15 protein-coding genes are annotated in these 18,381 nt (G+C 45.8%); 9 read left to right on the top strand and 6 right to left on the bottom strand.

The window, feature by feature from the left end; translation table 11 throughout:
* Positions 1 to 72 precede the first annotated feature (72 nt).
* Positions 73 to 1,086, top strand: coding sequence for a substrate-binding domain-containing protein (locus ACSTTG_RS06970; protein WP_438474251.1), 1,014 nt, complete (start codon positions 73 to 75; stop codon positions 1,084 to 1,086).
* A 129-nt stretch (positions 1,087 to 1,215) separates the two neighbouring features.
* Here ACSTTG_RS06970 and ACSTTG_RS06965 read toward each other — a convergent pair whose 3' ends face one another.
* Positions 1,216 to 2,445 (bottom strand): DEAD/DEAH box helicase, encoded by a 1,230-nt coding sequence (locus tag ACSTTG_RS06965; protein WP_438474250.1) that lies wholly within the window; start codon positions 2,443 to 2,445, stop codon positions 1,216 to 1,218.
* Positions 2,446 to 2,767: 322 nt separating this feature from the next.
* On the opposite strand from ACSTTG_RS06965, the gene ACSTTG_RS06960 reads away from it, so the two are divergent.
* From ACSTTG_RS06960 to ACSTTG_RS06925, 8 genes are all read left to right on the top strand, one after another.
* Positions 2,768 to 4,642 (top strand): alkyl sulfatase dimerization domain-containing protein, encoded by a 1,875-nt coding sequence (locus tag ACSTTG_RS06960; RefSeq protein ID WP_438474248.1) that lies wholly within the window; start codon positions 2,768 to 2,770, stop codon positions 4,640 to 4,642.
* Between the two features lie 59 nt (positions 4,643 to 4,701).
* Complete coding sequence (locus ACSTTG_RS06955) at positions 4,702 to 5,166, top strand: hypothetical protein (RefSeq protein ID WP_438457982.1); 465 nt, start codon at positions 4,702 to 4,704, stop codon at positions 5,164 to 5,166.
* 54 nt (positions 5,167 to 5,220) lie between these two features.
* Positions 5,221 to 6,153 carry a LysR family transcriptional regulator gene (locus ACSTTG_RS06950; RefSeq protein WP_438457983.1) on the top strand — a complete coding sequence of 311 codons (933 nt, stop codon included), beginning with the start codon at positions 5,221 to 5,223 and terminating at the stop codon, positions 6,151 to 6,153.
* Between the two features lie 195 nt (positions 6,154 to 6,348).
* Positions 6,349 to 7,194, top strand: a complete 846-nt coding sequence (locus ACSTTG_RS06945; RefSeq protein ID WP_438474247.1) for a LysR family transcriptional regulator — start codon at positions 6,349 to 6,351, stop codon at positions 7,192 to 7,194.
* Between the two features lie 264 nt (positions 7,195 to 7,458).
* The gene (locus ACSTTG_RS06940; protein WP_438457985.1) at positions 7,459 to 8,949 is read left to right on the top strand and encodes an arylsulfatase; all 1,491 of its coding nucleotides are present in this window, start codon (positions 7,459 to 7,461) and stop codon (positions 8,947 to 8,949) included.
* A 411-nt stretch (positions 8,950 to 9,360) separates the two neighbouring features.
* Positions 9,361 to 10,242 (top strand): LysR family transcriptional regulator, encoded by an 882-nt coding sequence (locus ACSTTG_RS06935; RefSeq protein ID WP_438457986.1) that lies wholly within the window; start codon positions 9,361 to 9,363, stop codon positions 10,240 to 10,242.
* A gap of 182 nt (positions 10,243 to 10,424) precedes the next feature.
* Positions 10,425 to 11,105, top strand: coding sequence for a hypothetical protein (locus ACSTTG_RS06930; RefSeq protein ID WP_438474246.1), 681 nt, complete (start codon positions 10,425 to 10,427; stop codon positions 11,103 to 11,105).
* Between the two features lie 185 nt (positions 11,106 to 11,290).
* On the top strand, positions 11,291 to 12,613 hold the full coding sequence (locus tag ACSTTG_RS06925; protein ID WP_438474245.1) for an anaerobic sulfatase maturase: 1,323 nt from the start codon (positions 11,291 to 11,293) through the stop codon (positions 12,611 to 12,613).
* Positions 12,614 to 12,688: 75 nt separating this feature from the next.
* Here ACSTTG_RS06925 and ACSTTG_RS06920 read toward each other — a convergent pair whose 3' ends face one another.
* The 5 genes from ACSTTG_RS06920 to nifL form a co-directional block, all read right to left on the bottom strand.
* A complete protein-coding gene (locus ACSTTG_RS06920; protein ID WP_438457989.1) occupies positions 12,689 to 13,255 on the bottom strand; it encodes a nitrogen fixation protein NifQ in 567 nt (188 codons plus the stop codon).
* Positions 13,256 to 13,274: 19 nt separating this feature from the next.
* On the bottom strand, positions 13,275 to 13,514 hold the full coding sequence (locus ACSTTG_RS06915; RefSeq protein WP_438457990.1) for a 4Fe-4S dicluster domain-containing protein: 240 nt from the start codon (positions 13,512 to 13,514) through the stop codon (positions 13,275 to 13,277).
* Entirely contained in the window at positions 13,511 to 14,794 is a 1,284-nt protein-coding gene (gene nifB, locus ACSTTG_RS06910) for a nitrogenase cofactor biosynthesis protein NifB (RefSeq protein WP_438474244.1), read from the bottom strand. Before nifB ends, ACSTTG_RS06915 begins: the two co-directional genes overlap by 4 nt.
* Positions 14,795 to 15,018: 224 nt before the next feature.
* Positions 15,019 to 16,737 carry a nif-specific transcriptional activator NifA gene (nifA, locus tag ACSTTG_RS06905; protein ID WP_438474243.1) on the bottom strand — a complete coding sequence of 573 codons (1,719 nt, stop codon included), beginning with the start codon at positions 16,735 to 16,737 and terminating at the stop codon, positions 15,019 to 15,021.
* Positions 16,734 to 18,236, bottom strand: coding sequence for a nitrogen fixation negative regulator NifL (gene nifL, locus ACSTTG_RS06900; RefSeq protein WP_438474242.1), 1,503 nt, complete (start codon positions 18,234 to 18,236; stop codon positions 16,734 to 16,736). The genes nifA and nifL overlap by 4 nt, the downstream gene beginning before the upstream one ends.
* Positions 18,237 to 18,381: the final 145 nt, after the last annotated feature.

Genomic DNA, 18,381 nt, shown 5'->3' with positions numbered 1-18,381 from the left:
TGTTTGACCGCTGCGACTTGTGTTCCAGCATTGGGCATTGTTAAATACCTCAGGGCAAACATAGGGACTTTCATGGCAACGATAAAAGATGTCGCTAAAGAAGCAGGCGTGTCTATCGCAACCGCTTCACGAGCGATCAATAACTCACCCAATACCAGTCAATCCGCAATAGATGCCGTGCAAAAGGCAATGGCCAAGCTTGGGTATCGCCCCAACCAGAATGCGCGAGCACTGGTTAGTAAGTCCACCAATGCCATCGGCGTTCTGGTTAACGATGCAAGTGCTCCCTTTTTCGGCACGATGATCAAAGCGATTGATACCGTTGCCAGCGAACAAGAAAAGCAGCTGTTGATCGGTAGTGGTTATCATGACCCAAGTAAAGAAAGAAATGCGATTAACTTGCTGATCAACAGTCGCTGTAACTCATTGGTAATTCACAGTAAAGGATTAGATGATCAGGAGCTGGTCTCTTTTGCTACAGAGACCCCAGGTCTGGTATTGATCAACCGAGTCGTGCCAGCCATCGCAGACCGCTGTATCGCGCTGGACAACTACAAGGGGGCCTATATGGCCACTGAACACCTGATCCAGCATGGTCACCGTCATATTGGCTATTTATGCTCTGGTCACGATATCGAAGATGCTCATGACAGAAAAAGAGGCTATATCGATGCACTGAAGAATAACGGTATCGAAGTGCGTGAAGAGTATATAGAGTATGGTGACCCTGATGAAATGGGCGGCGAGCAGTGCGCGGTAAACCTACTAGCCAAGAACATTCCGATTTCTGCAATCGCTGCTTACAATGACTACATGGCGGCAGGGTGCTTAGCACTGTTGCAAGAAAATGGCTATCAGGTACCCGATGATATGTCGGTGATCGGCTTTGACGATGGCCATATCGCCCGCTTTATCTATCCTCGCTTGACCACCATTCGCTACCCGATCCAGATCATGGCCAATGAAGCGGTGAACCTGTCACTTAAGCTTGCTGATGATCCAAGCTTTGTTCCTGGACCACATAAATTATTTTTGCCGATTTTGGTGCGTCGTGCTTCAGTCGTTAGATATAACCAGCCTCAATGACGAACAAAGATCACTCTGCACATTACTAAGGTGCTGAAAATAAGTACAAAAAATAATCTAGTGGTCCTATCTCTTCAGTTTTTCTTTTGAGCTAACTCGAACTCTTAGCTCAAAATGACCGGGATATTTTTAAGACCGTTTGGGCTTTCCCTGAAATTGCTTAATGCTCTTTTTCTTGTTGGTTCTTCGATTGGCTTGCTTATCTCTTGGAGCCCGCTTGCTTTCTCCAGTAGAAGGCTTATCGGTGACTGGAAATCCGTCGAGCTCTTTTAAGGTCAGCTCACGTAGCGTGGTCTTTCTGATGGCGATTAAATATTCTGTCTCGCCATGGCAAACCAGAGAAACGGCGATACCTGTCTGACCAGCCCTTGCGGTACGACCGACTCGGTGGACATAGGTCTCTGGATGAGATGGCAGCTCAAAGTTGATCACAACTGGTAAACGTTCGATGTGGATACCGCGAGCGAGTAAATCGGTTGCTATAAGGACTTTCACCTTCTGCTTTTTGAATAGCTCAAGAATCGACTCTCGCTCTGCCTGATCTTTGTTGCCATGTAATGCCGCTGCAGACAGCCCGGCCTTGGTCAGCTTCTTACATAACGCATCGGCATTATCTTTAGCTCCGATAAAGACCAAAACCTGACGCCAGTTGTTGCGGGTTATTTGGTCAATCAGCGCTTTGGTTTTGCTGCCCTTATTGACTAGGTACAGAGTCTCTTTGATCTCAGCTTTGCTCTCTGATGTTTTCTTTGCCTCAATGAATAGCGGGGAATGAAGTATGGTTTTTGCTTTTAGCTCGAGTGGCTCGGGAAATGTGGCTGAGAACATCAGAGTTTGGCGCTTTGCTGGCAGCATCTGAATGATGCGCTCGACGTCCGTCCAAAATCCCATTTCTAACATGCGATCCGCTTCATCAAGAACCAAGTGAGCGATTTTACTCACGTCGATAGCGTCATTTGTTATCAGATCAAGAAGCCGACCAGGTGTCGCTACGATAACTTCACGGCCTTCGGCAAACTCGTTTTTCTGTTGTTCTTTATCCACGCCGCCTAACACACACATAGGTCGAATATCGCTATTGCGAGCAACCATACACAAGGTGTCATGAATTTGTGTTGCGAGCTCGCGGGTAGGAACAAGGATTAGAGCTTGGCTCTGTGAAGGCATCGCGAGAATTTGCTCTAGCAGAGGTAAGCCATAAGCCAACGTTTTGCCGCTTCCTGTCCGAGCAATTGCTAATACATCCTTGTGTTGCAAAATAGCCGGAATGGCGAGTGTCTGAATTTCCGTTGGTTCACGGAATGTATCAGGTAGCGCTGTAATTAACTGATTATTTAGGGATAACTTAGTAAACGGCATACTTGGTTTCTTGGTCTTTGTTGTTTCTAATTCTGTGGGTTCACCATCTAAGAATACATCTAAAATGGGATTTGAGCTGTTGCCAATACAGTCAGGGGAGGGAACTTTACCACAGATAACGATGAGTTTATCAGTACATTATTGGGTGCTTGGTGAATCGGAATGATTTTCCAGCGATAGTCCAGTTGGCGGCGCTATCCTTTGACTGATTGCCTCAGTTTGGCATAAAAAAGTTAAACACCGAGTTTAAATTATTGTGGTTTCTTCAACACGTTGAACTGCCTATGCTACGCCTAATTCCAACAACTAAAGAAACAACCCTGTGAAAAAAACTCTCCTGGCTAGCCTAATGGGTATCATCTCATTTGGCGCGACTGCAGCGCCGCTTGATACGATTGAGTATCTGAATGCGACCTCACCATATTACGATGGTCAACGAGCCACTAAGGTTGCCCCTAACGGTGCTTTGATCTCAGACGAGATGCATCAAGAAATTGTCAATGGTGATAAGGTATTAGGTTACTACACGCCAAATCAAATGACTCACGAAAAAGTGGCTCCTGGTGTCCACTCCTTTAATGCCGGCGGTATCATTAATGTCCATTATGTAGAAACAGACAATGGTATTGTAATTTATGACGCCGGTGATGACCTTCATGATGGGGAAATGTTTTACAACGCTTTTCGTGAGCAAACGGATAAACCTATCGTCGCGATGATCTACTCTCATGAACACTATGTCGGCGGTGCACAGCTGTTTGTGGATGAGGAAGCGAAGCGTGGCAATACCGATATCATGATCATTGGACATTACAACCATAATGCCTCGGTACGCGCTTCGGCAGTCGGTGTGGCACTTCACAAAGAAGCTTCTGATGTGCTGTTACCGCGAACACTGAACCAATTTTACTCATTTATCGAACCTGAAGGTCCTCAATCCATCGGCTACACGCATGACATTGATGTGACCAAGCCAAAAGGGTTAGTTGACGTCAACACGCCTATTACCGAAAACGGCCAAGAGATCACCATTGATGGGCGTAAGTTCGTTTTCTACGTAGACGGCATCGGAACGGATTCTGCGAACAATGTGACTGCGCACATTCCAGATCAGGGCATTGTAATGAACAACGCGGTTTGGGGTTGGTACCCAAACCTCTACTCAATTCGCGGGGGCGCGTATCGTAATCCACAGGGTTGGGTTGATGCGTTAGAGCTGGTTGAATCATTAGAGCCGAACATTCTGCTTAACACGCACTCAAAATCGGTTAATGGTGCAGAGGCTTCTATGGAGCTTATCCACACCTTTAAAGATGGCATCACGTCGGTACTAAACCAAACCCTGCTACAAATGGTGAAGGGTGAAACTCGTTCCGTGGCGGCACATAACGTGAAATTACCAGAAGTGATTGTTGAACATCCAAATTTACGTCAGAACTACGGTGAAATCGTCACAATGGTGCCGCAGATTTATTCAGCGGTGATAGGATCTTTCAATGGAGAGGTTGCTGATGCGGTTCCGATGCACCCAGAAGCGGAAGCGGACATGATCATCCGTGCGATCGGTGGTCAGGAGAAGGCACTTGAATTTGCCAAAGGTGAGATGGCAAAAGGTAATTTCCACTACGCGCTTAAGATGGGTAAGCATCTGGTAAACTACGATGCTAGCCATCAGCCAAGTATCGACTTCAAAGTAGATGCCATGTATGCGATGGCCGAGTCCACCATGTCTCACAATTTACGTTCTTGGTATCTGACCCAAGCGCGAATCCTAAAAGGTGAAGTTGCTCTGCCTGGCTCACTGCCTGCGATGCCAGAAGCTGTTGCCGCGGACGTCACCAATTATGTAGATAATTATCGCATTCGCCTGAATCACGAGAAAGCAGGCAATACGGCAGCAAAAATAGGTTTCCAGTTTGATAATGGCGATGCAATGGCACTGAAGATCCGTAATGGGGTCTCATATTCAAGTGAAAACATTGACGACGCTGATGTAGTTGTGCGAATGGGCGAGGCAACGTTTACCAAGTTGTACAATAACTTGTCGACCATTGGCTTGATGGTACAAGCGGGTGAAGCTTCGATTGTTTCAGGCAGCGTTGAACAAGCCGACGAGCTGATGAGCATGTTTGATATTGTGTATGACTGGCAGAATGATGAAGGTCTTAAATTCTTGATCAGCCTTCTTAACGGTTAATTGAGCGCAATTCAATACAAGGGAGCTAAGGCTCCCTTTGTTTTATGTTGAGAGGTATTTTGAATAAATTAGCAAGACAGGCGCTATTGTTATCAATATTGCTGGTATCACAATATACAACAGCATGCCTTCTCCACCCAGGGTTTAGCCAACAAGGTAACGCTCCAGAAGGTGCGACTTGGGTAGTAATAGAAACGCAAATGGCGATGCAAAGCGGTGCGCTAACCCCGACGGCACTGCAAGATGGTTTGGCTGGATTTCAACAAGTCACCTGGTGGTTGAGACTTCTGGCGCAACAGATGTCGCAACTTGATGAAGTCGATGTATATTTATACGTATCAGATATTGAGCTGTGGGCAAAATATCGACGCGATAATCAAATGATTGAAGTATATGAAGATAAGCCGGATATCAGCAGTAATTCGATGTTGATTTTAACCCGTCAGACCTTGCATGCACTCGTGTCTAAACAGCTGACTCTGGTACAGGGTGAGAAGATGAACATTATTAGGCGTACTCAGTAGCTGAGTGTCGACTTCGAAGCGAATAGGTATTGCCCAACGTGAAAGTGACTAACGATGTTAGATAAATCCAATATAAAAAAATGGGATCTAAATTTATTACGAATCTTTGTTGTTGTCTACAAGACGCGCAACCTCAAAAGGGCGGCGCATCTGGTAGGGCTTTCTGCTCCCTCTTTGAGCCTAAAACTCACTAAACTCAAGGCGCTGGTAAAAGACGAGTTGTTTTTTAAGACGGTATCAGGTTTTGAACCTACGGAGATGTCACATAAGCTGTATGTTGAGGTAGAACCATTGCTTTCTCGCTTAGATAGCGTATTTGAGGAGGTAAAAGGTTTTGATCCAGCCGAGATAACCAGGCCGATTGTACTTGATCTTGGTCAGCACTTTGCACCATGGTTACCGCTCGGCATACATCAGTTTGTTTCAGATTCTTGCCCCAATTCATACCTTATTGCTGATTACTTTACGCGCAATACAGTCGAGCGCCTTAGACGCTCTGAGGTGGAGTTGGGGGTGCAGTTCGATCAAACTGACGTGCCAAAAGATATAATCTCAATATTAGTTGGTGAAGTGGAAGGTTGTTTTTTGGTTCGTGATGACCACCCACTGACCAAACCCATCCAATATGTAGAGGAGGTATTACCCTATGGATTTGCGATGTATGAACAAAACATTACCTCTGTGGGTTCTCGAGGTTTGTTTATCGAAGCCTTAGACCGTGCTGAGCTTGGTTATGACATAAAGTTTAAGAGCCCATCTGCACTCACCGTTCATGAGATTATAAGGTCGAGCAATTATGTGTTGCCGACTATACAACAACCTAAAGAAGCCGTACCAAGCGGTCTTAGGATGTTGCCGCTACATGACAAGCGCTTTAATCGTAAGTTCCCCGTTAATGCATACCTTTATCAAGAAAACCGTCATAGTGAAAAATGTAAATGGTTAATTAATAAAATCAAAGCATTACTCGCAGTTCAATCCAAATAAAGGTGGTTCTGTGTTGTTGATTACTTTGAGTATTATGAAGGACAAGCTGCAGTTTGTGGGGTTGTACCTCTGTGCGAAATCGATAACTTGAAATCTTCGCCGCGGTTACTTTCCATTTGGAAAAGTTAATTCAGATACAATGCGCAGGGGTGTGTACGTGCTACATATAAAAGAGCAATAATGAGTTATTAAGCTATGGTAGATCTAAATTTAATTCGCATATTCATCGCTACCTATCAGCTAGGTTCTTATACAAAGGCGGCAGAAAAACTAGAAGTAAGTCAGCCTGCTGTTAGCTCATCTATCAAGCGACTTGAAAAACACATTGGTTATAAATTATTTGCCAAAAATGGACGAGGAATAGAGCCAACTTATCAAGCTAAGATGTTAGCTACTGAGCTAGAGGCTGGACTAATAAAGATAGATCAGGCTCTGGCTCCAAATAAAGAGTTGTCAATTTATTGTTCTGAGGCGATGCTCCACTTTCTCGGTGACGTAGACAATACTCTTTTTTTACCATCACTAGAGTCACTAGAAATGGAATTAGAACACTTACGTAAAAATATTGTAGATATAGTCATTGGTGTTACTACAAGTACAGACCCTGCTTTTATTGTGGAAAAAATCGCGCAAGACAAACTGGTGGTGGTGTGCAGGAAGTTACACCCTCGGCTAGAGGGTAATACTCTCTCAAAAGAGCAGTTTTTTAACGAGCAGTGGGTAACATATAGAGCGCGCAACGCTGGAGTGAAACTAATAGACTTGTACACGAAGGATTGTTTACATCGCCAACGGGGACGGGTCGAGGCATCGTCGATGGCCAGTGTACTTACCATGGTTTTATCAAGTGACTATTTGGGAGTGGTTACAGAATCCTTTGCCAAGCATTGGAAGAAAGCAATGAACTTTAATGTGTTTGAATATCCTTTTGAAAGCCACCCCGTGACCTTTCAGCTGATTTATCATAAACGGGATAAGTCTAACCCTCAACATATGGCGACTCGAAGTGCGATTAAACTTAGATTAAAAAACACGGTTTGATGTAATTGGGTGCATCTACTTTTAATATTTTTTATTGTTTAAAATATTGATGGTTATACTTCTCAGCTGGTTTAGATAAATTGTTATTTGTAATGTTGGTTCTTTACCGTTAGTGTTTTTACATTTAATTATTATTGAGTGTTTTTATTGTAATTATTAAATATGGATGAAGTGTTTTTCTATTCGTTCAAGTTGCTATTTCCCCAAAGGAAAACCAGAACGGTTAAATTAAGCCCTGAAATCATCCTAACGTAGGTAATAAATATGATAAAACAAATGGGTGCTCTACAAACAGCAGGCAAGGCGACTTTACTCGCCACAGCGGTTTCTATGAGTATGTCGGTTGGTGCGACAGCAGGCGAGCAGGTTTCTTCTGCAGCTACAGGCACACAGCCAAACGTAATTTTCATTTTTATGGACAATCTAGCTTACGGTGAGCTAGGTGTTTATGGTGGTGGTGAGCTTCGTGGTGCACCTACTCCTCGCATTGATGCGCTGGCTGACGAAGGCATGTTGCTGACCAACTTTAACGTTGAAGCTCAGTGTACTCCTAGCCGTGCTTCTCTGATGACAGGTCGTTACCCTGTACGTTCAGGTAACATGTCTGTACCTGTAACGACTGGTCTATACGGTCTGACTCAGTGGGAATACGCAATGCCAGAGATGTTCAAAGACGCTGGCTACGCTACTGGTATGTTCGGTAAATGGCACCTAGGTCACACTCAAGGTCGTTACCCAACGGATCAAGGTTTTGATGAGTGGTACGGTATTCCTAACTCTTCAGATGAAAGTAACTGGCCTCATCAGCAACAGTTCATCGAAGTGTGGAAAGAGGGTGTAAACGAATTTGCTCGCCCTTCATACGTCAAACATGCGTTCGCTGGTCAAGAGCCTGAAAGAATTGCGATCTATGATAACGACATGCGTCGTGAGCTCGATGAAGAGCTTACCGTTCGTACTATCGACTTCATCAAGAAGAATGCCGCTGAAGAAAAACCGTTCTTTGCCTACATTCCTTACACTCAACCACACTACCCTGTTGACGTAAGTAGAGAGTATGACGGTAAGAGTGGCAATGGTCGTTGGGGTGACGTGTTGATGCAGATTGATGCATACACAGGCCGTATCCTTGATGCCGTAGACGAAGCTGGCATTGCAGACAACACGATCTTCATCTTCACGTCTGACAATGGTCCTGAGTTCCTACCTGGTCATGAAGGTTGGGGTGGTCCATGGCGTGGTACCCATTTCACTGCTCTAGAAGCCTCTCTGCGTGTACCATTCATCATGCGTTGGCCTGGTCACGTAGAGGCAGGTAGCCGTTCTAACGAGATCATCCACCTAATGGATATGTTCCCAACGTTTGCGAACTTCGTTGGCGGTAAGGTACCTGAAGATCGTATTATCGATGGTGTTGACCAATCAGAGTTCTTCCTTGGTAACCAAGAAGAGTCGAACCGTGATGGCTTCATGATCTACGTGGGCAATGACATCTTTGGTGTGAAATGGCGCAACTGGAAGATGATGTTCAAAGAAGTTGATAAAGGTAATGACGTGAAACGTGAGTTTGACTTCCCACGCTTCTATAACTTGTACCTTGATCCAAAAGAGATGTACCCGTACACCGGTGAAACAATGAATAACTTCTGGGTTCGCTGGCCAATGAGTAACATCATTACTGAGCACTTAGAATCATTTGCAATTGAGCCACCAATTGCACCAGGTACGCCAGATCCATACGTACCGGCTAAGTAATCATGATTTAGGTGCGCAGGATAGAGTATGTGCTGCGCACCTATATAACGTGGAGACACGCTATTTCAGAGAGTTAGTCTTGCTGAGCCACTTGATATCTAATCTCAAATCGGCTTGATAGAGATTCGATATTTCGAGTTAGCTTACAAATAGCCCCTAGCATTGTTTGAGAACAGTGCTGGGGGCGTCTGTGTTCCTAATAGGTGGCTACAGAAGTGCTTTGGTCAGAAAAATGCGAGAGGGCTATCGAACCTAGAGGTTCGGTTAGGTGCAATGCAAGCGGTTGATTATATGCATCATTGTCAATTTTGTGACACGTATAAAATATTCACATACTCGTTGTGACTTTGGGTGTGTATAATCGAGCACTTCGTTATCAATGTGGCACGTGAAACGTGTGTTTAGTAAATAATGGTTTCTCAGAATTTAAATTTATTCAGAGCCTTGCTGGCGCTTTGCGAAAAGAAAAGTCTAAAACTTGCAGGACTAAAGTTAAACAAGTCTGAAAGTGCTGTAAGCAAACAGATTGCGCGCCTCTCTGAAGAGCTTGATGCTCAATTGTTTGAACGAACGGCCTCAGGACTGCAGCCTACCGAGTACACCCTTAAAATTCTGCCAATAGTGGAAAGCGCTATTGCCGCATTAGATTCACTACCTAAGCCGACAGGGAACAGTTTCTGCCCGAAGAGCTTTACTGGTGATATTAAAATGGCACTTCCCGATTTATTGATAAATAAAAAGGGAGCAGATATTTATAGGGAGATAAGCAAAAGCCTACCCAATGCCCGATTCCAATTAGTATCCTGGCATCATGATACTTCGCAAAAAATTGCCGCAAGGGAAATTGATTTCGGTGTTCATGTCTGGTGTGAATTGAGAGACTCTGACTTACACCAAAGAGTTGTTGCACATGACAAATTAGTGCCATTCGTGCATTCTAGCTATGCTAATGAGGTTGAGGATGGAAACCTTGATGACTGGGATTTTATGCGCCTTGATTTGCCTAATTGGACAGGAACAAGAAACTCATACATTAGTCAGATGAAAAGGCAATCCAAAGAAATCAGTTATAAAGCTATCGTTGATAACTTTTCCTTGTTGAGCAACCTGATGAAAGAAAATCGGACGGCGGCCATATTACCAGGCAGTTTTGCGGGTGATGATATCTACCAAGTGCAAGGGGCAGAAAAATATGAAATGGATATTGCCTTGGCGGTCATTACATCATTGGTTGATCGAACCAATCCCCTTCATCGACACGTTTTTAGTGTTCTAAAAAATAAGGTTTTTTAGGTTAAGTAGGAGATGGTGAGTAAATCATTTGAATCCTAGTTTACGCCACTTTCCTATAACGAAAGATCCAGTTTCTCACTGGTCAATGCTGTATAGAAACAGACTATGATACGCTAAATCAAATCAATTTCTCGCAAGGATGATGCTTGGGTAACGGATTACTCGGTTTTAAGGTGTTATCAATGAAAAAAGTATGTTTTATACCACTTGTCGCTCTGTTGTCCGCATGTGGCCAAGCTCCAACTCCTTCAACAACGTTTTCTCTACAAATTCAAACAGAGTACTCTGACTGTTTTGCGGTGATTCCTGCGGTTAATGATAGCGGCCTTTTTGAAGTGAAGGGAACGGTGTTTGAGCTTGATCAGTCTCAGCAAGAAATATGTGTTGCTGAGTTGATGGAGAAAAAGTTCCAAGCCGAGGACCTTGCTCTTCGTCAAGCGCTGTATAGTGAGCTTGAGGGTGAAGAGCCTAATCAGGTGATCGCGCGCGCCACACGAGGTGAATTAGAAGCGGGTCAGCGATTCCAGCTCAAACATATCGCTCAGCTTAACGATAGCTTTAAACCAAAATCAGAAGCGTTCAAACATGCAGAGCGACAGAGAGCCGCGATGGAGTTTCAAGTGGTTCATCAGGTTGTTGACGAGACGGAGCCTGCACAAAATATGTGGGTTGTGGTTCCTGACGTGAGAAGCGCGGTTAGTTTACATATTATTACTGAAACAGAGCAAGAGATCGGTACTCAGTGGCGCGATCTTGCGAAAAACGATCGCTGGTATGTGTATCAATCCTCTAACCTCGAGCCTCACGAAAGCGGCCAGTATAGCGGTTACCATACATTTAAGGTCACTGAGAAAGGCCGTTAATTTTTAATCTCACCGCTATATTCTCAGGCACATCCCCGCAGTCTGTTGAGGCTAAATTTACTCTGATGAAGTAAAGGCAAGTGGCACTTTCCACCCAGGAAAATCCTAAGCAGTAGAATAATGACATTAATAGCTGTGTTAGAGCGCCAGTTATTGTTCCGTCATTATTTACCCTTGGAGTTTCCATGTCTACTTTGCCAACTTCTCCTCCTTTTGCTAATAGCTGTCGCGTGATGGCGAAACCATCCAGCAGTGTTTGCAACCTTGATTGTGAATACTGCTTTTATCTTGAAAAAGAGCACTTATATCCAGAGCGCAAAGAAAATTGGAAGATGTCGATTGAGACGCTAGAAACCTACATTCGACAGCAGTCTGAGGCGCAGTTTAACGGTGAGGTGACTTTCTCTTGGCAAGGAGGAGAGCCGACGCTTATGGGGCTCGACTATTTTAGAAAAGCGATCGAGTTCCAAGCTAAGTATGCGAAAGATCTTACGGTACACAATGCCTTTCAAACCAATGGTATATTGATCAACGACGAATGGTGTGAGTTTTTCAAACAACATAACTTTCTCGTTGGCGTCTCAGTTGACGGCCCGGCGCACCTACACGATAAATACCGGACCAATCGTGCAGGGAAACCCACCCATGATCGCGTTCATCGTGCCATGCAACTGCTCAAAAAGCATGGCGTCGATTTCAACACCTTGACCGTCGTAAACGCTGAGAATGCGAAATATCCTGAAGAGGTCTATGAGTACCTTGTCAAATCCGGTTCAAATTTTCTTCAGTTTATTCCTTTAGTTGAACAGCTTGGCAACGAGGTGACGGCAGATGGCTTGACCCTGATTCACCCAGATCTTGATATGGATTACCGAGTGACTGAATGGTCAGTTCCACCAAAGCGCTATGGTGACTTTTTAAGTCGAATGTTTGACCTATGGGTTGAACGTGATATCGGTAGGGTACACGTGAACATGTTTGAAAGTACGCTTTCTGCATGGTGTGGTGAACCAACGGGTTTGTGCGTGCTTTCACCAACATGTGGTCACAACTTTGCTCTAGAGTCTAGTGGCGATCTGTATAGCTGTGACCATTACGTTTACCCAGAGTTCCGACTAGGCAACATTCACGAGTCTTCAATTTTGCAGATGAACAACAGTGATAAGGCCATTACCTTTGGTCGCGACAAACATGATAAGTTGACTGATCAATGTAAAACCTGCCCATTTAGACCCACCTGTAACGGAGGCTGCCCAAAGCACCGCTTTATTACCAGCGCGAGCGGGGAGCCACGACACAATTACTTGTGTGAAGGCTACCATGCATTTTTCCAACACTCAGCTCAACGTATGCAGATTATGAGCGGTTTGGTTAAGCAAGGCCGTTCTCCCGCAGAGCTGTCGCTGATGCTGGCGCAGCAAAAGATGCAGCGGCAGAATCACTCAGCTGGGCGAAATGACCCTTGTCCTTGTGGCAGTGGTAAAAAGTATAAAAAGTGTTGTGGTTAAATGGCCGACATTTAGAGGTCTCAAAACGAGGAAAACAGAAGTTTTGAGACCTTCGGCTTTTGGTGATTTGAACTCTTAGGTAACAAAACATTCCTTAAAACTACTGCAATGCAGGCAATTAGGCGCACGACAAACGTAGTCTCCGCCTTGGTCACACAACTGTTTATAGAAAAATCGTTTCCAGCGCATGTTGAGGGTATTCTTGGCAAACAGGGTCGGAAAATAAAACTGGATCAGCTCGCCTAATTGATTGCGGCTCTCGAGCCCAAGGATCTGCCATAGATGAGAAGGCAGTAACGAGGCTTTGGCCAGTAGCGTGACCATGTCACGTCCGTACTGTCGTTTAGTATTTAGATGTTCGTTGAGCAGTTGAGAAAGATCCTGCTCTTCTTGGTGACGGACATCGGTCAGTGCGAGATAGATATCATGGTGTTTGCCATTGGACATCACCTGTGCCTTTTCACTGGCACGCAGTGAAAAGTTGTGTGATTGGCCTTGCTTGGTGGCGATAGCCGTAAGGTCAACGCGGATCTGTTGGCAGCGCTCTGATTTCAGACCTAAGTCATTCGGCAAACGACTCAAGCCTTGCTGGAAGCGTGAGAGTAGGTTGGACCAAATATGATACTCCTGTTGTGTGATCATAGGTGTTCTCCGTGATGCATTAAGCCGGGGTGAGGGAATAGCGCGGGTTGAGGGGCTCACCGTGGTAACAGATGGCTTCCTCTATCGGACAGATCTCAGCGCATTGACGCTGTTCAAATTGCCCCTCGCAGCCATTGCATCTTTGCTGGCGGATCGCAAACTCTGGTTTTCCATCCGGGTTGCGATACACCGCTTTGTTTGGACAAACGTTATAACAGGCATGACAGCCTACACATTTGGCACTGATGGTCATGGTCATTGATTGACTACCTCATGATTCGATGTTGTAAGTGGAACGACCTTGTCGGTCTTGTGCAGTGATTGCGCCAGTGCCGAAAGCGCTTGCTGTTCGGTTAGGTAGGCGAAATCCGTGTTGGGCATAACGCCGTGGCTCTCGAGCTCTTGCCAAGGCCCTAGTCCGATGCGCACACTCAGGACCTGCTGACAGTCTTTAAGAGCGTCAATCGGCAGCGGTGTCTCGCAATCCTCTTTGCCGGTGCAATACTGCTGTACTGGGCGAGACTCGATAAAACTAACTTGATTAGGGGTGATGTCGTAGATGTTCATCTGTGTGGCATGGCCAAAATGACAATCGATGATCTCACTGCCTTTACTGGCCACTGCAACGCGATAGACGTCATCCTTTTCTTGGCTACTGCAAGGGCTGGCAAGCTGGCCGACGGCATCGGCGCGACATTGCTGGCAGTGTGTCATTTGCGGCATATGTAATACCGAGGCGCTGCGCGCGTCCTCAATCTGCTTTGCTGTTGGCTCGGGCGTATGGTTTATCCCAAAATACGTGCCGTGCTCTGGCTGAGAAATCAGCGGCATAATATTGTGCAGGAACGCGCCTTTTTGTTTTAACGCCTGTGACAGCGCTTCAATACCTTGGGTGTTTACCCCCGGGATCAAGACGGTATTAATTTTGACCAACATGCCCACGCGCTGAGCGGCCTCTAGTCCTTTAAGTTGCTGCTCAATCAGTATCTGACCCGCTTCCTCTCCCTTATATCGTCGATGATTAAAGAAGATCCAGGGGTAGATTTTGGCGGCAATCTGCGGGTCAAGCGTATTGATAGTGATGGTCAAGTGATCCACCCCAAGCTCGGCCAGCTCCTCAGCATACTGAGCTAATTCTAAGCCATTGGTTGAAATGCACAGCTTCACATTGGGGTCTGACTGGCGAATCAGTGACAAGGTTTGCATCGTCATCTTGGGGTTGGCCAGTGCATCGCCAGGGCCTGCAATGCCGACCACAGTGAGATTGGGCATACGCTGCTTGATGGCATGAAAGCGCGCCAGTGCATCCAGGGGCTGCAAGACGTGCGAGACGACCCCTGGGCGAGACTCGTTACTGCAGTCATACTTACGGTTACAGTAGTTACATTGAATATTACACGCCGGCGCAACCGGTAAATGAATGCGCGCGTATTGCGCCGCGTTTTTTGAGTAACAGGGGTGATCCTCAATGCGCTTCTGCGTCTCTTTACCAATAAAATGGGTGATGGGCTCGTCCGTGAGCCGATTAGTTACGTCCATATACAATCCTATATTGCTTGGTCACCGAATTATCTCTATTGACCTGCAAGTGGTATGCCCAATGTGCCTCTGCATAAAATTCAATAAAAACAGCACCTTATTTGAAGTGTCGCATTTGGAATACTCACTTTGTCCGGAAACCAACAAAAGGGGTAAGTGAATGTTACCCCTCATAAACCCAACCCATCTCGCTGATAGTGAACCTTGAGATGAGTTGGGCTTACTCAAAGCTGCTTAACATCGATGTTCATCGTCTTGATCCGATAGGCAATCTGCCGCGGGGTCATATTGAGCAGGCGAGCCGCCTTAGCCTTGACCCATCCAGTTTGCTCTAAGGCGTGGATCACGCGCTGCTTTTCTTGCTCATCGAACTCAAGGTTCATACCGCCATAGCCATTATTACAACTACTCTGGGTGTGGAGCATGCTCCCTTGTGGTTGCGTCATAGCACCTTGCGGATGAGGTATAGTTCCTTGTGGATGAGGCATAGCGCCCTGTGGCTGAGGTATGGATGCTTGTGGATGAGCCATTGCAGGTCGCTCCGAAAGGGGCGTGTTTGGCGAGCCGCCAAGCGGTGTTGGGTTTTGGATCGCGGTAGAGAACTGCTGAGTGTTATGCACTTGGATCAGCGACATATTAATCAAGCCATCAGCGCTTAACACCGCGGCGCGTTCGATGGTGTTCTCAAGCTCTCGTACATTGCCGGGCCAGCAGTAGTTCATCAGATAGCCCAATGCCTGCTCATCAATACGAAGTTTGCGATTCTGGATACCAGAGAGCTTATCAAGGATCGATTGAGCAAGATCTGGAATGTCATCCAATCGATCACGCAGCGGCGGCAAAAATATCGGCATAACGTTGAGACGATAGTAGATATCTTCACGAAAGTTGCCCTGGATGACCTCTTGCTCTAGCGTACGGTTGGTCGCCGCAATGATACGCACGTCGACAGAGATAGGCTCGGTACCGCCGACACGGTCGAAGGTTTTTTCTTGCAGTACCCGGAGCAATTTAGCTTGAAAGGAGGGCGAGGTCTCGCCAATCTCATCGAGAAACAGTGTGCCACCATTGGCCATCTCAAAGCGTCCTTTGCGTGTCTTGACCGCCCCGGTAAAGGCACCTTTTTCATGACCGAACAGTTCCGATTCCAGCAAGTTATCAGGCAGCGCAGCACAGTTAAGTTTGACAAAGGGTTGGTTCGCGCGCGGCGAGTTATAGTGAATCGCATTAGCAATCAGCTCTTTACCTGTGCCCGACTCTCCGCGGATCAAAATGGTCGAGTCCCAGCGTGATACTAAGCGCACCTGATCAAATACCTCACGCATCACCTTGGTATGCCCAACAAGAGAGGAGACACCATGCTCTTTACGCACCTTGCGGCGCAGGCCATCGCGTTCGTGGGTGATGCGAGCTTGCTTGTTCGCAACGTTATGTGCAAGCTGGATGTTGACGGTCAAGAGGTTGGCAATCATCTCGAGAAAATCGTGTAGATTGCGCAGATCATCATCGACAGGAGAGTTAGGCTGGGCGCAGATCACCCCAATCACCTCTTTATCGACGCTTTTTAACGGGATACCAATAAAGGGCTTAGCGTAGTCATAGATGGAGAGCTTATCGGCAAACCTGGGGTCATTACCGAGCGTCTTGAGCACGATGGAGCCCCCCTCATTGAGCATGGAGCCAATTAGGCCTTCCCCTTGTTTGTAATTGGTTGAGCCGCGGGTGTACTCGCCACCCAGTTCAGGGGCGTGAACGGACTCGACCAGCATCACATTGCGCTCTTTATCGCGGATTGCCAGCAGACCACCGGATAAATGACACTCATCATTGAGGATTTTCATTACAGAGGGCAGGGTTTGACGATAATCCAAGCTCTGATTGAGTTGGGTACAAATGTGATACAGGGTTGAGAGCAGTTGCTTGCTCGATATTGAGTTGATCATAGCCCTTCCTCCTGACAAGAGATGGGTAGGGCAATCACGAACTTGGCTCCGCTAAGATGCTCACTGCTCTCAACCGTGATCATACTGGCGTGATCGTTCATCACCTGCTGAACAATCGAAAGGCCAAGGCCACGACAACCAGACGTGTTGATCGCCTTAGAGCTGTACAGCGGCTCAAAGATCTTGTTCGCCATGTTGGGCTCAATCCCGCCGCCAGAGTCTTCAATCGCGATCGATACACTATCTTTATCGCGGTGAGAGGTGATGGTGATCAGTCGCTCACTTGCGCGGCTGGCATCAATCTGTTCAATGGCATTATCAATCAGTTGGACTAAAGCGAGGATCAAGCGCGAGGGCATCGCATTAATTGACGGTAGGTCGCGACATAAGTCTAAATCCAATTGGATGTAGTGATTGACCAATTTTTCGGAGGAAACGCTACAGGCATCGCGGATCACTTCATTGATATTGGTGGCTTGTAATGCTTCGTTCGGTCGCTCCGGGATATGCTCCTGAATGTAGCGTAGCGCACTAAAGCCCTCGCCAACAGCTTGTCCCATCATCTCGAGCCCTTGGCACTGATGATTACGCCCATTGAGGATCTTGACCGCAGACTCAATCACATTCAATGGCCCCTGCAACTGATGGACTGTCGCCATCAGCACCTCTTGCATTGAGTGGACATGCTTGCGATCAGCAATCAACAGCTTAAGGCCACTGATCCTTTGCTCCTCAAGAAGTTTTCTTTTCTGAGTGCGCTCATTTATCACCAAAATAGCGTGGGTTTCTTCTTTGGGCTCGAAGTAACATTCGGTGCGGGTTTCCTGGAGAAGAAGCGGGTCAATAGTGCAGTGAAAACTGCGCAGTTGATTACGATAAACAATATCCAATTCAATATCTTGGCTTTGTTGATGAAATTGTATATTACCTGATTTTAGCTTTTCAACAATTTCCGGGAATAATATGTTGTAGAAAAATGCCTCATCATAGGTTTCTTCCAGTCCACGGTTGGTAAAGGAAATGTTAAAATTATTGTCAAACATGGCAATGGACAGCGAGCTGGCATTTAAAATTGCTGAAAATATAGACCTGTGGTTATGGGATAGTTGGTGATGGCTAAACTGTTCGGTGATGTCCCGCTGTACAGAATAATATCCAGTAAAGTCATCAAAGCTGACTGGGAATATAGTTAAATCAGCAATGTAAGATTTACCATTTTTACGGCGGTTAATTAAATTACCTCGCCAGATTTGATTGCTTGAAATAGTTTTCCATAGGTTAGCGTACAACTCTTTAGGGGTGTTAGAGTTGGACAGTATTGAGCAGTTCTGACCAAGCAACTCTTCACGGCTGTAACCCGTGATTGCTGATACGGCTTGACTGATATTGACAATATTGCCAGCAGGGTCAGTGATGGTGACTGCCTCACCTGTTGACTCAAGGTCAATATGTTCGACGCTCTTAAATTGGTTGATATAATTGTTTATAAATCCATTCAAAATAGGACTCCAAGAGTATTACCTGACGATATCGAAGCATATTTCATTCCAATATTAATATCATAAATACAGATTTATAATTCAACTGATTAGCAAGTTGATCTAACGCAATAGAACAAGACATTTTGTCACCTAAACGACAAAC

This window comes from Vibrio glycogenivorans (genome assembly GCF_051660965.1).
GTDB lineage: Bacteria > Pseudomonadota > Gammaproteobacteria > Enterobacterales > Vibrionaceae > Vibrio.
This window is presented reverse-complemented; position numbering and strand designations above follow the sequence as displayed.

Excerpts from the sequence above, each read along its gene's own strand:
- ACSTTG_RS06940 (WP_438457985.1), top strand. The coding sequence starts at position 7,459 with ATGATAAAACAAATGGGTGCTCTACAAACAGCAGGCAAGGCGACTTTA.
- ACSTTG_RS06935 (WP_438457986.1), top strand. The coding sequence starts at position 9,361 with ATGGTTTCTCAGAATTTAAATTTATTCAGAGCCTTGCTGGCGCTTTGC.
- ACSTTG_RS06915 (WP_438457990.1), bottom strand. The coding sequence starts at position 13,514 with ATGACCATGACCATCAGTGCCAAATGTGTAGGCTGTCATGCCTGTTAT.
- ACSTTG_RS06925 (WP_438474245.1), top strand. The coding sequence starts at position 11,291 with ATGTCTACTTTGCCAACTTCTCCTCCTTTTGCTAATAGCTGTCGCGTG.
- ACSTTG_RS06920 (WP_438457989.1), bottom strand. The coding sequence starts at position 13,255 with ATGATCACACAACAGGAGTATCATATTTGGTCCAACCTACTCTCACGC.
- ACSTTG_RS06950 (WP_438457983.1), top strand. The coding sequence starts at position 5,221 with ATGTTAGATAAATCCAATATAAAAAAATGGGATCTAAATTTATTACGA.
- nifA (WP_438474243.1), bottom strand. The coding sequence starts at position 16,737 with ATGATCAACTCAATATCGAGCAAGCAACTGCTCTCAACCCTGTATCAC.
- ACSTTG_RS06945 (WP_438474247.1), top strand. The coding sequence starts at position 6,349 with ATGGTAGATCTAAATTTAATTCGCATATTCATCGCTACCTATCAGCTA.
- nifB (WP_438474244.1), bottom strand. The coding sequence starts at position 14,794 with ATGGACGTAACTAATCGGCTCACGGACGAGCCCATCACCCATTTTATT.
- ACSTTG_RS06970 (WP_438474251.1), top strand. The coding sequence starts at position 73 with ATGGCAACGATAAAAGATGTCGCTAAAGAAGCAGGCGTGTCTATCGCA.
- ACSTTG_RS06930 (WP_438474246.1), top strand. The coding sequence starts at position 10,425 with ATGAAAAAAGTATGTTTTATACCACTTGTCGCTCTGTTGTCCGCATGT.
- ACSTTG_RS06965 (WP_438474250.1), bottom strand. The coding sequence starts at position 2,445 with ATGCCGTTTACTAAGTTATCCCTAAATAATCAGTTAATTACAGCGCTA.